The 13,760-nt window shown below is 69.9% G+C and carries 11 protein-coding genes and 1 tRNA gene; 7 read left to right on the top strand and 5 right to left on the bottom strand.

All coding sequences use genetic code 11. The features are described 5' to 3' along the window. Positions 1 to 5: 5 nt before the first annotated feature. Positions 6 to 914 (top strand): LysR family transcriptional regulator, encoded by a 909-nt coding sequence (locus AC3WQR_RS10745; protein ID WP_447743539.1) that lies wholly within the window; start codon positions 6 to 8, stop codon positions 912 to 914. On the opposite strand, the gene ku is transcribed toward AC3WQR_RS10745, so the two are convergent. Both ku and ligD read right to left on the bottom strand, forming a co-directional pair. Beyond that, positions 915 to 1,829: a non-homologous end joining protein Ku gene (gene ku, locus AC3WQR_RS10740; RefSeq protein WP_492742007.1), complete on the bottom strand. Its 915-nt coding sequence runs from the start codon at positions 1,827 to 1,829 to the stop codon at positions 915 to 917. A 15-nt stretch (positions 1,830 to 1,844) separates the two neighbouring features. Continuing rightward, positions 1,845 to 4,382, bottom strand: a complete 2,538-nt coding sequence (ligD, locus tag AC3WQR_RS10735; RefSeq protein ID WP_492742006.1) for a DNA ligase D — start codon at positions 4,380 to 4,382, stop codon at positions 1,845 to 1,847. 215 nt (positions 4,383 to 4,597) lie between these two features. Here ligD and AC3WQR_RS10730 point away from each other — a divergent pair, with 215 nt between their 5' ends. From AC3WQR_RS10730 to AC3WQR_RS10720, 3 genes are all read left to right on the top strand, one after another. Next, a complete protein-coding gene (locus tag AC3WQR_RS10730) occupies positions 4,598 to 4,873 on the top strand; it encodes a hypothetical protein (RefSeq protein ID WP_447743543.1) in 276 nt (91 codons plus the stop codon). Positions 4,874 to 5,025: 152 nt separating this feature from the next. Next, positions 5,026 to 5,250: a hypothetical protein gene (locus AC3WQR_RS10725; RefSeq protein WP_492742005.1), complete on the top strand. Its 225-nt coding sequence runs from the start codon at positions 5,026 to 5,028 to the stop codon at positions 5,248 to 5,250. A gap of 46 nt (positions 5,251 to 5,296) precedes the next feature. Next, positions 5,297 to 5,370: transfer RNA gene (locus AC3WQR_RS10720), tRNA-Gly, on the top strand. Positions 5,371 to 5,399: 29 nt separating this feature from the next. Here AC3WQR_RS10720 and AC3WQR_RS10715 read toward each other — a convergent pair. The 3 genes from AC3WQR_RS10715 to AC3WQR_RS10705 form a co-directional block, all read right to left on the bottom strand. Continuing rightward, a complete protein-coding gene (locus AC3WQR_RS10715) occupies positions 5,400 to 5,855 on the bottom strand; it encodes a DUF6841 family protein (RefSeq protein ID WP_492742004.1) in 456 nt (151 codons plus the stop codon). A gap of 62 nt (positions 5,856 to 5,917) precedes the next feature. After that, the gene (locus AC3WQR_RS10710) at positions 5,918 to 6,502 is read right to left on the bottom strand and encodes a BPSL1445 family SYLF domain-containing lipoprotein (protein WP_492742003.1); all 585 of its coding nucleotides are present in this window, start codon (positions 6,500 to 6,502) and stop codon (positions 5,918 to 5,920) included. Positions 6,503 to 6,572: 70 nt separating this feature from the next. Then, positions 6,573 to 6,998, bottom strand: coding sequence for a CBS domain-containing protein (locus tag AC3WQR_RS10705; protein WP_159277250.1), 426 nt, complete (start codon positions 6,996 to 6,998; stop codon positions 6,573 to 6,575). Positions 6,999 to 7,687: 689 nt separating this feature from the next. Between AC3WQR_RS10705 and AC3WQR_RS10700 the strand changes: the two genes are divergently transcribed. The 3 genes from AC3WQR_RS10700 to AC3WQR_RS10690 are packed head-to-tail and all read left to right on the top strand — an operon-like array spanning position 7,688 to position 13,730. Next, the gene (locus tag AC3WQR_RS10700; protein WP_492742002.1) at positions 7,688 to 8,965 is read left to right on the top strand and encodes an HlyD family secretion protein; all 1,278 of its coding nucleotides are present in this window, start codon (positions 7,688 to 7,690) and stop codon (positions 8,963 to 8,965) included. A gap of 32 nt (positions 8,966 to 8,997) precedes the next feature. Beyond that, complete coding sequence (locus tag AC3WQR_RS10695) at positions 8,998 to 10,332, top strand: hypothetical protein (RefSeq protein WP_492742001.1); 1,335 nt, start codon at positions 8,998 to 9,000, stop codon at positions 10,330 to 10,332. After that, on the top strand, positions 10,320 to 13,730 hold the full coding sequence (locus tag AC3WQR_RS10690; RefSeq protein ID WP_492742000.1) for an efflux transporter outer membrane subunit: 3,411 nt from the start codon (positions 10,320 to 10,322) through the stop codon (positions 13,728 to 13,730). The genes AC3WQR_RS10695 and AC3WQR_RS10690 overlap by 13 nt, the downstream gene beginning before the upstream one ends. Positions 13,731 to 13,760: the final 30 nt, after the last annotated feature.

Genomic DNA, 13,760 nt, shown 5'->3' with positions numbered 1-13,760 from the left:
ACCCCATGGACACCCTTCGCGCACTCTCCGCCTTCGTGCACAGCGTCGAGCTCGGCAGCCTCTCGGGCGCGGCCCGCGCGCTCGACACCACGCAGCCCACCGTGAGCAAGCTCGTCGCTGGGCTGGAGCGGTCGCTGGGCGTGCGGCTGCTGCGGCGCGCGGCCACGGGCCTGAGCCTCACGGAGGAGGGTCAGCGCTTTCACGAACGCGCGCGCCGCATGCTCGAGGACTACGGCGACGCTGTGGCCGACGCGCGCGCCCAGGTGCAGCAACCGCGCGGCCTGCTGCGCCTGAGCGCGCCGGTCACGCTGGGGCAGCGGCATCTCAACGCGATGGCGGTCGAGTTCCTGCGGCTGTACCCCGACATCGAACTGGAGCTGGTGCTCGACGACCGCTTCGTCGATCCGCGCGAGGAGCGCATCGACGTCTCGCTGCGCGTCGGCGGCGCGCTGCCGCCCGACCTCGTCGCGCGCCACCTCGGCAGCTGGCCGCGCGTGCTCGTCGCCTCGCCGGACTACGTGGCCGCACGCGGCAAGCCGCGCACGCCGCAGGACCTGCTGGCGCACGACTACCTGCGCTATGCGGCAGGCGACGACGGCGTGCTGCTCACAGGCCCCGACGGCGCGGTGGCCGTGCCGGTGCGCAGCCGCTACCGCGTCAACAACGCCGTGGCGCTGCTCGACAGCGTGCTGGCGGGCGCGGGCGTGTCGCTGCAGCCCACGTGGATGGTGGCGGACCTGCTCGCCCAGGGGCGGCTGGTGCGCGTGCTCGCGCGGCACACGGGGCCGGCGCAGGAGCTGCACCTGCTCTATGCGCCGCGCCGGCAACTGCCGCTGCGCGTGCAGGTGCTGGTCGACTTCCTGGCGCAGCGCGTGGCGGCGCTGCCGGGGGCTGCGAAAGCGCCGCGGCGCTAGTCAGGCCGCCTTGCGGGCCACGCTCTTCGCGCGTTTGGCCGCAGCAGGCTTGTGCGCGGTCTTACGTGCAGAAGCCGTCGACTTCGCCGCACGTTTCTTCGCCGCAGGCGGCGTGCGCTTGCCGCTGCGCAGGCTGCGCGCGAGCAGCTCGGTCAGGTCGATCACCTCGGCGCCGCCCTCAGGTGCTTCTTCTTCCGGCTGCACCACCGTCTCCGTGTCGCCCGCCTTGACCTTCTTCTCGACGATCTTCATCACGGCGTGCTTGAACTCGTCCTTGAATTCGTCGGGGTTCCACGGACCCGACATGTCGCCGACCAGCTGCTCGGCCATCTTCATCTCGGTGGCCGACAGCTTCGCGCCCTTGATGCCGGCGGCCGGCAGGTCGAGCCCGTCGGCGTCCTTGATCTCGTCGCCCCAGCGCAGCAGGTTGAGCACCAGCACCTTGCCGAAGGGAATCAGCAGTGCCAGGTGCTGCTTGGTGGCGATCACCACCTTGGCCAGGCCGACCTTGCCGGTCTTCACCAGCACCTCGCGCAGCAGCGCGTAGACCTTCTGGCCCTTGTTGATCGGCGCGAGGTAGTAGGGACGCTCCAGGTACACGAAGGGAATTTCGCCCACGTCGAGGAAGCGCTGGATCTCGATGGTCTGCGTGGTGCGCGGGTAGACGGCCTCGATCTCCTTGGGCGAGATCACGACGTACTTGCCGTCTTCGTACTCGAAGCCCTTCACGATCTGCTCGCGCGCGATCTCCTTGCCCGTGCGCTTGTTGATGCGCTTGTAGCCCACGGGGTCCATGCTGCGCTTGTCGAGCCAGTCGAAGTCGATGCCCTGTTCGGTGCTGGCGGTGTGCAGGCCCACGGGGATGTGGACCAGCCCGAAGGTGATGGCGCCTTTCCAGAGGGTTCTCGTGGCCATGGTGTGTCTCCTTGGTTATTTCTTGAAGCCGAGCCGCTTCATCGCCTCGCCCAGCGGCTGGCGCGTGGTCCAGTAGGCGGCCCAGGGGTCTTCGGACTGGAACGACAGGTGTTCGCGCGCGGTGGAAATGGTCCAGTGCGCGCCGCTCTTGAGGCCGGCGAGGTCGTCCCAGCGCACCGGCATCGACACGCCCATGCCCGGCCGCGCCCGCGCCGAGTAGGCCGCCACCGTGGTCGCGCCCACGCCGTTGCGCAGGTAGTCGGCAAAGAGCTTGCCGACGCGGTTCGAGGGTCCGCTCTTGGCTACGAACTTCGAAGGGATCACGTGGGCCATGTGCTGCACGATGGCGCGCGAGAAGGCCTTCACGGTGTCGTTGTCGTAGTGCATGCGCAGCGGCACGACCACGTGCAGGCCCTTGCCGCCGCTGGTCTTGAGCCATGAGGCCAAGCCCAGTTCGGTGAGCAGCGTGCGCATCAGCAGCGCGCCTTCCTGCACATGCGCCCACGGCGTGCCTTCGCCCGGGTCGAGGTCGAAGATCATGCGGTTGGGCCGGTCGAAGTGCGTCGAGGTCGCGTTCGAGGTGTGGAGCTCGATCACGTTGAACTGCGCCGCGTTCAGCAAGGCCTCGCGCGTGCCGACCTCGAGCATCGACGGGTGGCCGGGCCACAGGGCCGGGTCGAGCTGCTTCACGCCGGCGATGTGGACCTTCTCGGCATGCTTCTGGAAGAAGATCTCGCCGCCCACGCCCTGCGGCCCGCGCACCAGCGCGCAGGGGCGGCCCTTCAGGTGCGGCAGCATGTCGTCGGCCACCGATTCGTAGTAGCGCACGAGGTCGAGCTTGGTGCGGCCCGAAGCCGCATCGATCACGCGCTCGCCGTGGCTCACGGCGACGCCGCCGACGGTGGAGGCGGATTTCTTCGATGAGGTCTTCATGGCCTTCGTGCCTTTTTCGCGAGAGGCAGGTGCGATGTCACGGGGCTCTTCATGCACGATCTCCGACGCGGGCTTGTCGTCGCGCATCGCCACGAAAGACGCGTGGCGGATCTGCCCGTCCGGCGTCCATGCGGCGAAGCGCACCTCGGCCACCAGCGTCGGCTTCACCCAGTGCCGCGTGCCGCCCGGCCGGCGGCGGCCGGGCTTGGCCTCGCCGCCGGTGAACGGCGCGTGGTCGGTATCGAGCGCGGCGAGCTGGCGGCGAATGTCGCGCGCCTCGCGGTCGTTCCAGCCGGTGCCGACGCCGCCGACCGACACCAGCTCGCCATTCTTCGCGTGCACGCCCAGCATCAGGCTGCCGATGCGCGTCGGGCTGTCGGTGCGCAGCGTGTAGCCGCACACCACGAACTCCTGGCGCCGGATGCACTTGAGCTTGAGCCAGGTGTCGCTGCGGCGCGAGACATACGGCGCGTCGGCGCGCTTGGCGATCACGCCCTCGAGGTTCATGCGGCAGGCCGATTGCAGGATCGAGTCGACATCGGCCTCGAAGTCGCTGCTGAAGCGCAGGCGGCGCGTGGCGTGCGCATCCATCAGCTGCCTGAGCAGGCGGCGGCGTTCGGCGAGCGGCGTGTGGCGCAGGTCGAAGCCCTCGAAGAAGGGCACGTCGAACAGGAACATCACGATGGGGTCGGCGCGTTCGCGGTCGAGTGCGTTCTGCAGCGCGTTGAAGTCGGGCGTGCCGTTCTTGTCGGGCACGACGATCTCGCCGTCGAGCCAGGCGTTGCCGATGCCCAGGCGCTCCAGCTCGGCCACCAGCTTCGGCAGCTTCGCGCTCCAGTCGTGGCCGCCGCGCGTGAGCAGGCGTGCCTTGCCGTTGCCGATGCGCGCCATGAGGCGGTAGCCGTCGAACTTGATCTCGAAGATCCAGTCGCCGGGTGCGCCTTCGGGCACGCCGGTGGCGAGCGTCGCGAGCTGCGGCGAAAGCCTGGCGGGCAGGCGTGCCTTCACCGCGCCCGTTGCGGGCAAGGCGGGCGATGTGGGCGCGGTCTTGGCCTTGGCGGTCTTGCGCGCTCCGGCCACGCTGTCGGGCAGCGCGGACACCACGTCGTACTCGGCATGCGAGCGCGCGAAGGCATCGCGCTTCTTGAACAGCAGCCAGGGCTCCTGCCGATCGCCGCCCTTGGCGATCCTGACGAGTTCCCACAGCCCTTCGAGCTTCTGGCCGTGCAGCCGGAACGCGAGCTTGCCCGCGGCCAGGCCCTTGCGCGGATCGCCCACGGGCTCCCAGGTGCCGTGGTCCCACACGATGACGTCGCCCGCGCCGTAGTGGCCTTCGGGAATCGCGCCCTCGAAGCCGGCGTACGACAGCGGGTGGTCTTCCACATGCACGGCCATGCGCTTGTGCGCGGGGTCGAGGCTCGGCCCCTTGGGCACGGCCCACGACACCAGCACGCCGTCGAGTTCGAGCCGGAAGTCGTAGTGCAGCCGCCGCGCCGCGTGCTTCTGGATCACGAAGGCGGGCGCGTGCGGCCGGGCCTTGCCGCCTTCGGCGGGTTCGTCGGTGACGGCGAAGTCGCGCTTCGCCTGGTAGGTTGCGAGGGGCGTGTCGGAACGGGCCATAGCCTCAGGTGTGCCCGCATTCGGGCCGCGCCGCATCGGCCAGGTGTCCGGTCTTCGTGTGGGCCAAGGCCGCACGCGCGGGCGAGGCCGGGTGAGGGCCAGGCGCGCGGACCGCAGCTGTAGGCCGCTTCCCTCTTCAACATGCGTGCAAATCCATCACCACGCTGCGCAGCGCGCGCGCCGAATCCTTGCGCTGCGATGAAGGAGACAAGGCGATGGACTTCGAAGGCATCTACTGCTTCGATACGGCCACGGTGCGTTTCGCCGTGTACCCCGACGGTCCCGACGGCGCGCGCGTGCTGGCGCAGATTTCGCAAGACGTGCTGCACGATGCGCTCGGCGCGAAGGAAATCGGCGAGCACACGCTGCATGCCTGCAAACGGCATTTCGACGTGATCTCGGCGGCGGCGGTGGCGCGCTTCAGGGCCGATCCGCACGGGCCCATCGTGCTGGCCTGCGCCGATTTCGCACGGATGCGTGCACCGCGCTGAGACGCGGGTGGCGAGGCGCTGTCGGGCGAAAGTTCTCGCACGGCGCTCGCACCGTGCGACCTGTCGATTTGGTTACAAAAGCAACCCATCCGGGCTGCATTTTCGGGGGCGCAACGACCTAGACTGCGCCTCGTTTCCTCAGGAGCCTTCCCATGCCCATGGACTTTCTGGAGCGCATCGAAGACGCGTCGTTCCCGATGGCGGTCCGCGACGAAGCCGACATCCACTGCGCGACCATGTTGGTCGCCGCGCACCTCATCGAAGCCGTGCTGCCACCGGCCGCCAGCGGCACGGGCCCGCGCGTCGCCGTCGTCCTGCTCGTCACGCCGCAAGGGCGTGCGGCGCTGCGGCTGCGAAGGGATGCGCTGCAGACCTGAGCGTGCGTTGGGGGCGAGTGAACTGACGTTAGAATCCGCGCCTGCTGCGGGTGTAGTTCAATGGTAGAACGGCAGCTTCCCAAGCTTCATACGAGGGTTCGATTCCCTTCACCCGCTCCAGCCCCCATTCCTCGGCGCCCGGCAGCCTCTCACCCGATGCCGTGCTGCCGCAGCACCTCGGCCTCATCGCCGGTGATCCAGCCGAACACCTTCGCGGTGTCGCCCTCGAGCCGCACCAGATAGACATTGGTGAAGTCGATCACCTTCTGCGCCCCGTCGACCTTGTAGATCGCTCTCCACGCCACGCGGGCGAGCCCGTGCCATTCGTCGATGGCCGAGATGTCCAGGTTGCGCACGTTCATCCGCTGCACGCCGGTGTCGCGGTAATGCTTGAACCCCTTCGCGGACACGCGCCTGAGTTCTTCATCGTTCTTGCCCGTGAAGACGCCGGCGGGCGAAGCGGCAATGAAGCACGCGGCGTAGAGCGCCGCCACGGCTTCGAGGTCGGCTTCGCCGGTCAGCCCCGCATTGAATTCCCGCTCATAGCGCTCGAACAACGCGCGCGTCGCAGATTGGATCGGGTGGGCTTCGGCTCCGTTGAGCATGATGACGGGCGCTCCTTGTCGATGGCGCTTCCGACCGGATGCCCGTCATCCGATGACGAGCATCAAGGTCGAATTTCGGTGACCTTCGCCCCCTGCACCGACGCACCCGCCTCCAGGCCCACATTGGTCATCACGAAAGCGACCACGGGTTGCCGGAAGGTGCTGCTGTCGACGACGCCGTTGGCACCGTAGCGTGCCAGCGCCACCGTCGCGTCGACGCCCACCGTCCAGCCCCGGCTCTGGCGGAACTTGTCCAGCGCCTCCCTGGAGGTGAACACGTAGAACACGGCCTTCGACTGCGCACCGGCCTGGAAGCCGATGGAGCCGGCGGTCGTGCTGTAGTAGCTCTGCGTGCGGCCGCCGCTGCGCAGGGCACCGCGACCATAGTCGGCGCCGATGCCGAAGCTTCCGCCCACCACGGACGGGAACACCAGCACGCCCTGCGCGCCGGCGACGAGCGCGCGCGAACCGGCGACGGTGTCATAGAGCCGGGCCAGCGAGGCATCGACCTGGGCATCGATGGCCGATGCCGACGACGCCGGGATGTCGTTCGCCGCGCCGCTGGGGCGGGTGACCGTGCAACCGGTCACGGCGAGGCTCGCCGCGACGGCGGCGGCTGCAAGCAGGTGGAAAGGTGCGACGTGCATGGCAAGTCCTCCAGGAAGAAAGGGAAGGGACAGTGAATCGGGGTGAAGGACCTCGCCTGGTCAGACCTTCTCAGGCCTCGACGGGTTGCGAGATGCCGCACAGCGCCTCGGCGGCCGGCTTGACCTTGGGCTCCTTCACCGCGACATCGGCCAGTGCCAGGATGCCCACCAGCCGCTTGTCGCGGTTGACGATGGGCAGGCGCCGGATCTGGTGCTCGGCCATGAGCTGCGCCGCATGATCGACGGCGTCGTCCTCGTAGGCCCAGCGGATGCCGTCCGACATGACGTCGCGCACCTTGGCGTTGCCGTCGTGTCCCTCGGCGATGCCGCGCACGGCAATGTCGCGGTCCGAGATCGCGCCGATCATGCGGTCGTTCTCGCCCACCGGCATCATCCCGAAGTCGCCGTCGCGCATGCGCCTGGCGGCCTCCGCGATGGTGGCGTCGGGACTGATGACCTCGACATCGCGGGTCATCACAGCGTTGACTTTTCGCATCTGGAATCCTTTGAAGAAAAAGTAAGTTGGGCGGCCGTGGTTCATGGCAGGAAAGGGGAGCGCACGGCCCTGAACCGGCGCAGGTACAGGTCTAGTCTTCTGCGCGGCCCAAGGTGTAGGACAACCGCCGAAAAGCCGGTGGTGCAAAGGAAGAACGCGCGCATGCCGCAGCCTGGGCGTGTCCCCATGTCGCGAAGGGCATGGGGCTCACCGGGGTTGATGACCGTCGCTGATGCGTACCCGCCACAGCGCCCCCGCGGCGGCTGTGACCAATCGCGGCAATATCGTTACGGCCTGTTGAACCCGACGCCGAAGCCGCGTTCTCGACGCCGCGCGCGCAGCGGGCCGCTTCATCGGACCTCGCCCTGCGCCATGCCCGCGGGCCTTCGAGACAAACGCGATCGCGCGCTGTTCCGTGCGTGCCGACACGCCCAGCCCGTGTCAACCCCCACCGCCGCAACACCTATGTAGGACTTCGCCCGGTCTGCAGCCGAAAAGTAGATGTGAAGTTCGCACATCTTGTTTCTCCCGGAAGCAGGACGGGCCGCGCTTTGGGCGTACCTTTATTGCACCGCAGCACGAAAAATCGAAGGCGCGGACCGAGGGGTCGGGAGGTTGATTCGAGTCTCTTTCTTCACCAGACGGCATGCCGTTCGCCGGCATGCCGTCGATGTTTCCAAGAGGTGGTTATGCGAGTGTCCAGACCCATTCCTTTTCCGTCGGAACCGGGCCGACCGCGCGCCCCGGGTGCCGGAAGTGCCCGGCGCCAGCGGGGCGCCTTCGTTCCGAAGCTGGCGGCCTATGCGCTGCTGGCCTTCGTGCTGTGGCTGATGGTGGCCACGCTGGTCGCGCCGCTCCTGTCCTCGCAGGCCACGCGCGCCGTGCTGCAGGCGCCGGTCGGCATCGTCACGTCGCCGATCAACGGCGTGGTGACGCAGATGGCGGTGCGCACGCGCGACGCGGTGGCGCCCGGCACAGTGGTGGCCACGGTGCGCAACCCGACCGTCAGCCAGGAGATCCTTACCACGCTGACCACGCAGCGCCTGGCCTTGCAGAGCCAGCTGTCGCAGCTGGGCAACCAGTACAAGTCCGACAGCCAGGAGATGCGCTCCATCGGCCAGCAGGCGCAGGTGACCCGTCAGGCCTCGCTGGCGCAGACCTGGGACGCCTGGGAGATCGCACAGCGCCAGCGCGACGTGGCGCACAGCGTGGTGGCCGAGCAGGAGAACAAGGTGCGCACCAACGAAGCGCTGCTGAAAGAGGGCGCCATCAGCGAACAGGTGATGAACGCGTCCGAGGCCCAGCTGAGCACCGCGCGTGCCAATGCAGCGGTGGCCGAGCAGGCCTTCGCGGGACAGGCGCAGACGGTGGCGAGCGCGGGGCAGGGCGCCTTCGTGGGCACCAGCGGCAACAGCCTGTTCCAGACGCTCGCGAGCCGGCGTGAAGCGCTGCGCAACAGCAGCGACCGCGCGCGCCAGGACGGCACCGCGATCGTCAAGCAGCTCGCGCAGATCACGCAGCTCGAGGACGAAGAGCGCCGCCGCGTCGACAAGCTCGCCGCCTACGAGGTCAAGGCGAGCCAGCCCGGCATGGTGCACACGGTGCTGGCGCCCGAGGGCGCGTATGTCACGGCAGGCTCCTCGCTGGTGCGCGTGACCGACTGCAGCCGGATCGGCGTCGTCGCCGTGTTTCCCGCGCGGCTGGCCAAGCGGCTGAGCGTCGGCTCCAAGCTCGACGTGAAGGTGGCGCAGAACGTCGACGTGCAGGCGCGCGTCGAGCAGCTGCTGCCCGTGGCCTCGGATGCACTGCAGAGCACGTACAGCGTGCCCTTCCCCTTTGCCGAGCAGGGCTCGATCTATGCGGTGGCACGCATCGAGGCGCCCGAACCGCCGCCCTCGGAAGACGGCAGCCGCCAGACCCTGTGCGTGCCGGGCAAGGTGGTCTCGGCCAGCCTCGCCAAGGCGTGAGAAAGCATGTCGCGCAGCCCACCGAGAACGCCATGTCGATCCCTTTTTCTTTCCGTGCCGTGGCACGGTGCGCCGCCGCATCGATGGCGCTTGCCGGCGTCGCTGCTGCTGCTGCTGCTGCACCTTCACCTTCGCCCGGCGCCACGCAAAAGGCCCTTGCGCGCGAGAGCTGCGACGGGCTGCGCCGCGCCGTCGCGCACGACCAGGGCGGCGCCACGTCGGGGCCGTTGTTCCTGAGCAGCTACCGCCCGGCGAATGCACAGGGCGAGCCGCCGTTCGAGCCTGCGCTGGCGGGCGCCGGCTTCACCTACGACAACGCGCTGGCCGGCATCGCGCTGCTGGCGTGCGGCGAGCGCGCCGCCGCCCGGCGCATCGGCGACGCCGTGGTGCGGGCGGTGGCGCACGACCAGACGATGCCCGACGGGCGCGTGCGCAATGCCTACCGCGCCGGGCCGGTCACCGAGGAAAAGCCCGCGCTGCCCGGCCGCTGGGACGCCGGGCGCAAGCAGTGGATCGCCGATGCCTACCAGGTCAGCACCGCCACCGGCAACGTGGCCTGGGCCGCGCTGCTGCTGCTGAACCTGCACCAGGCCGAACCCACGCCCGCCTACCTGGCGACCGCGCGACGGCTGCTGGCCTGGACCGAACAGAACACGCGCGCCCGGAACGGCCCCGACGGCTACAACGGCGGGCGCCACGGCTGGGACCACGCGCAGCGCGCGCAGACCTGGAAGTCGACCGAGCACAACCTGGACATCGCCGTGGCGGCGGCGTGGGCCGCACGGGCCGTGCGCGCCGACGGCCAGCCGGACGGACCCGAGCCACGCCAGGCGCGCACCGCGCTCGACTTCGTGGGCCGCATGTGGAACCCGTCGGAGCAGCGCTTCCACATCGGCACCAAGGAGGATGGCGCCACGATTTCCACCGAAGGCTCCGGCCTCGATGCGCAGCTGTGGCCTTTGCTCGCGGCGCCCGAGGGCTCCTGCGCCTGGGTGCGCAGCCTCGACTGGGTCGAGAAGCACCACCGCGTCGGCGCGGGCTACGGTTTCTCGCGCGAGCCCGACGGCATCTGGACCGAAGGCAGCGCGCAGGCGGCCGCCACGCTGGTGGCCCGCAAGGGCGCGGCGCCCGAGGCGCTGTGGCAGCTGCTGGCCTCGCAGCGCGCCGGCAACGGCCTGTACTACGCCACGCCGAGCGCGCGCATTGCCACCGGCCTGGCCATCGGCCCCGATTCGACCGGTGCCGATTTCTTCTACTACCGCTGGCCGCACCTGGGCGCGACCGCCTGGATCGCCCTGGCCGCCACGGGTTTCAACCCCTTCACCGGCAAGACCGCCGCATCGGAAGTCCCCTCATGTCCAGCCTGATCGCCACACCGGAATTCCAGCTCAACGCCCTGGTCGGGGGGCTCGCCTTGCTCCTCATGACCTGGGCCAGGGTCGAGCGCATCACCCACCGCGTGCTGTTCGGTGCGCTCACTGCGTTGCTGCTGCTGCGCTACGCCGTCTGGCGCGTGGTCGCCACGATGCCGCCCTCGGACCTGGGCTTCGAGACCCTGTTCGCCTGGGTGTTCCTGGGCTTCGAACTGACGGCCATCGTCTACACGCTGATGTCGATCCACATGCTCATGCGGCGCCGCGACAATCGCGCGCAGGCCGACCGGGGCGAGGCCGCATTGCGCGAACGCCATGCGCGTGGCGAGGAGGTGCCGGCCGTCGATGTCTTCATCTGCACCTACAACGAAGAGCTGGCCGTGCTCGAGAAGACCATCATCGCCGCGCAGGCCATCGACTACCCGCGGCTGAACGTCTGGGTGCTCGACGACACGCGGCGCGACTGGCTGCGCGCGTACTGCGAGCGCCGCGGCGTGCACTACGCGCGGCGGCCCGACAACCGCCACGCCAAGGCCGGCAACCTCAACAACGGCCTGCGCCTGTCCGCGGGCGTGACCGACGCGCCGTTCATCCTCGTGCTCGACGCCGACTTCGCGCCGCAGCGCCAGATCGTCTATCGCATGCTGGGCCTGTTCGAGGACCGCCGCGTGGGGCTGGTGCAGACGCCGCAGTTCTATTACAACGCCGACCCCATCCAGCACAACCTGCGCGCCACCGACAGCTGGGTCGACGAGCAGCGCGTGTTCTTCGACGTGCTGCAGCCCGCCAAGGACGCGGTCGATTCGGCGTTCTGCGTGGGCACCTCGTTCATCGTGCGGCGCGACGCGATCACCGAGGCCGGCGGGTTCCCGGTGGGCAGCGTGTGCGAAGACATCCACACCACCTACCTGCTGCTGCGCCACGGCCGCATCACGCGCTGGCTGGGCGAGCGGCTGTCCAACGGGCTGTCGGCCGAGAGCATCATCGACTACATCAACCAGCGCAGCCGCTGGTGCCTGGGCACCGTGCAGCTCGCGCTGCTGCCCGACGGGCCCCTGCGCGGCCCGGGCTACAGCCTGTCGGCGCGGATGCACTTCCTGCACGGGCTGCTGCACTGGCTGGGCAAGCCCTTCATGGTGCTGGTGCTGCTGGCGCCGGCGCTGTACTGGTATGCCGGCGTCTCGGCCTTCCATGCCACGCCGCAGGCCTTTGCGGCCTACGGCCTGCCGTCGCTCGTGATGTTCTGGGCCTACAGCTACTGGGTCAGCCAGCGGCGCTGCCTGCCCGTGTTCAGCGAGGTGAGCCAGCTGGTGGCGGCGATGGCCGTGAGCGGCACGCTGGCGCGCGCGATGCTGAAGCCCTTCGGCCATCCGTTCAAGGTGACGGCCAAGGGGCTGGACCGCTCGCGCACCGTGGTGCACTGGAAGCTGGTGGCGGTCTTCGGCGGCCTGCTCGTCGCGCTGCAGGGCGCGGCCGCGATGGCGGCCCTGGGCGGCGAGGCGCTGACGCCGGGCGACCAGCTCAACCTCGTGTGGACCGGCATCGCCCTGGTGCTGTGCCTGAGCGCGCTCATGGCCTGCGTCGACCTGCCGCGCCCGCAGCAGGAAGAGCGCTTTCCCTGGCGTGCGCGGGCACGTGTGCGCACGGCGGCGGGCGAGGGCGAGTCGCGCTTCGTCAACATCGCGGCCGACGGCGCGCTGCTCGAAGGCCGGGGGCCGCTCAAGCGCCTGCGCGTCGGGCAGCCGCTGGAGGTGCATGTCGAGCCGGTCGGCTGGCTGCCGGCCCACCTCGCCGCGCGCGGCAGGGCGGGCGCCGAGCTGAAGTTCGCCGCCACCGAGGCGCAGCGCGAAGACCTCGTGCGCCACGTCTTCAACGTGCCGCCGAGCCACGTGGCCGTGCAGGTGCGGCCCTGGCAGGCGGCGTCGGCGCTGTTCGCGAGTGCGGGCATGCGCGCACCGGGCGCGGGCTTCGCGCGCCTGTCGCTGCGCCTGCTCTTCGCGGTGCTGGCCGTGTGCATCGTGCTGGTGACGACCGGGTGCAACCTCACGCCGCCGCTCAAGGACCCCGACCTGTCGGTGCCGTCGCAATGGCCCGCGGGCACGACGGCGCCGGGCGCGCAGCCCGTGGACTGGCGCAGCTTCGTGCAGGACGAGGAGCTGCGCGGCCTGATCGCCACCGCGCTCGAACAGAACCGCGACCTGCGCGCCTATGCCGCGAAGGCCCGCGAGGCGCGCGCGAACTATGCGGGCAACCGCGCTTCGCTGTTCCCGGCGCTGGGCCTGTCGGCGCATGCCCAGCGCGCGCAGACCACGCCACAGGGCTCGCTCAGCCCGGTCGGCAACCTGCCGTCGGACGGGCGCGTGTCCAACAGCTTCGACGTCCAGGCGGGCGTGATGTCGTACGAGCTGGATTTCTTCGGCCGGCAGCAGAGCACCGCGCAACAAAGCGGCGCGCTTGCCGAGGCCGGCGACAAGGACCACGCGGCCGCGCGCATGAACCTCGTGGGCGAGGTGTCGAACGCCTACCTCACGCTGCGCGCCGACCGTGCCTTGCTTGCGCTGGCCGAGTCCAACGAGGCCGCGCTGAATGCCAATGCCGACACGATCGGCCGCGCCCGTGCGGTCGGCGGTGCCGCGCAGCTCGACGTGTACCGGGTGCAGTCGCTGCTGCAGACCGCGCGCGTGCGGCAGGAGGAATACCGCATGCGCGTCGCACAGGACCTGCAGTGGCTCAACGTGCTGGTCGGGCGCCCCGTGCCGCCCGAGACGGGCAGCGCGCGGCCCTGGCCCGAGCGTTCCACCGCGCAGGTCGCGGCCGGCCTGCCGTCCAGCCTGCTGCAGCGCCGGCCCGACCTGCTTGCGGCCTATGCGCGCGTCGAGGCCGCCAACGCCGGCGTGGGCGCGGCCAAGGCCGCGATGCTGCCGACCATTTCGCTCACGGCGCTGGCCGGCGGCGTCAGCAAGGAGCTGTCGACCTTGCTCAGCAGCGGCAACAGCAGCTGGGCCGGCGTGCTGGGCGTGTCGCTGCCGATCTTCGACTGGGGCCGCCGGTCGGCCAACGTGAGCGCCAGCGAAGAGCGGCTGGCCGCCGCGATGGCCGGCTACGAATCGGCGGCGCAGGTCGCCTTTCGCGAGGTGGCCCACGCGCTGATCGCCGGCGACCACCTGCAGCCGCAGCTGGAGGCGCAACAGGCGCGCGTGCAGGTGCTTGAGAAGGTGGCCGGCATCTCGCGCACGCGCTTTCGCAGCGGCATGGAAGACTACTTCTCGAGCCAGGATGCGCAGCGCGAGCTGTACACCGGGCAGCAGCAGCTGATCGAACTGCAGCTCAAGGCGGCGGTGAACACCGTGAACCTGTACAAGGCCCTGGGCGGAGGCTGGGGCAGCGCGTAGCGCGGGGGCGTCGGCGAAGAGCGGCGATTC

It is taken from the genome of Variovorax sp. FW305-3-2-15-B-LB1, from assembly GCF_058787635.1.
This window is presented reverse-complemented; position numbering and strand designations above follow the sequence as displayed.

Bases quoted from the DNA above. Each gene is read 5' to 3' on its own strand.
- AC3WQR_RS10745 (WP_447743539.1), top strand. From the start codon at position 6: ATGGACACCCTTCGCGCACTCTCCGCCTTCGTGCACAGCGTCGAGCTC.
- ku (WP_492742007.1), bottom strand. From the start codon at position 1,829: ATGGCCACGAGAACCCTCTGGAAAGGCGCCATCACCTTCGGGCTGGTC.
- ligD (WP_492742006.1), bottom strand. From the start codon at position 4,382: ATGGCCCGTTCCGACACGCCCCTCGCAACCTACCAGGCGAAGCGCGAC.
- AC3WQR_RS10730 (WP_447743543.1), top strand. From the start codon at position 4,598: ATGGACTTCGAAGGCATCTACTGCTTCGATACGGCCACGGTGCGTTTC.
- AC3WQR_RS10725 (WP_492742005.1), top strand. From the start codon at position 5,026: ATGCCCATGGACTTTCTGGAGCGCATCGAAGACGCGTCGTTCCCGATG.
- AC3WQR_RS10715 (WP_492742004.1), bottom strand. From the start codon at position 5,855: ATGCTCAACGGAGCCGAAGCCCACCCGATCCAATCTGCGACGCGCGCG.
- AC3WQR_RS10710 (WP_492742003.1), bottom strand. From the start codon at position 6,502: ATGCACGTCGCACCTTTCCACCTGCTTGCAGCCGCCGCCGTCGCGGCG.
- AC3WQR_RS10705 (WP_159277250.1), bottom strand. From the start codon at position 6,998: ATGCGAAAAGTCAACGCTGTGATGACCCGCGATGTCGAGGTCATCAGT.
- AC3WQR_RS10700 (WP_492742002.1), top strand. From the start codon at position 7,688: ATGCGAGTGTCCAGACCCATTCCTTTTCCGTCGGAACCGGGCCGACCG.
- AC3WQR_RS10695 (WP_492742001.1), top strand. From the start codon at position 8,998: ATGTCGATCCCTTTTTCTTTCCGTGCCGTGGCACGGTGCGCCGCCGCA.
- AC3WQR_RS10690 (WP_492742000.1), top strand. From the start codon at position 10,320: ATGTCCAGCCTGATCGCCACACCGGAATTCCAGCTCAACGCCCTGGTC.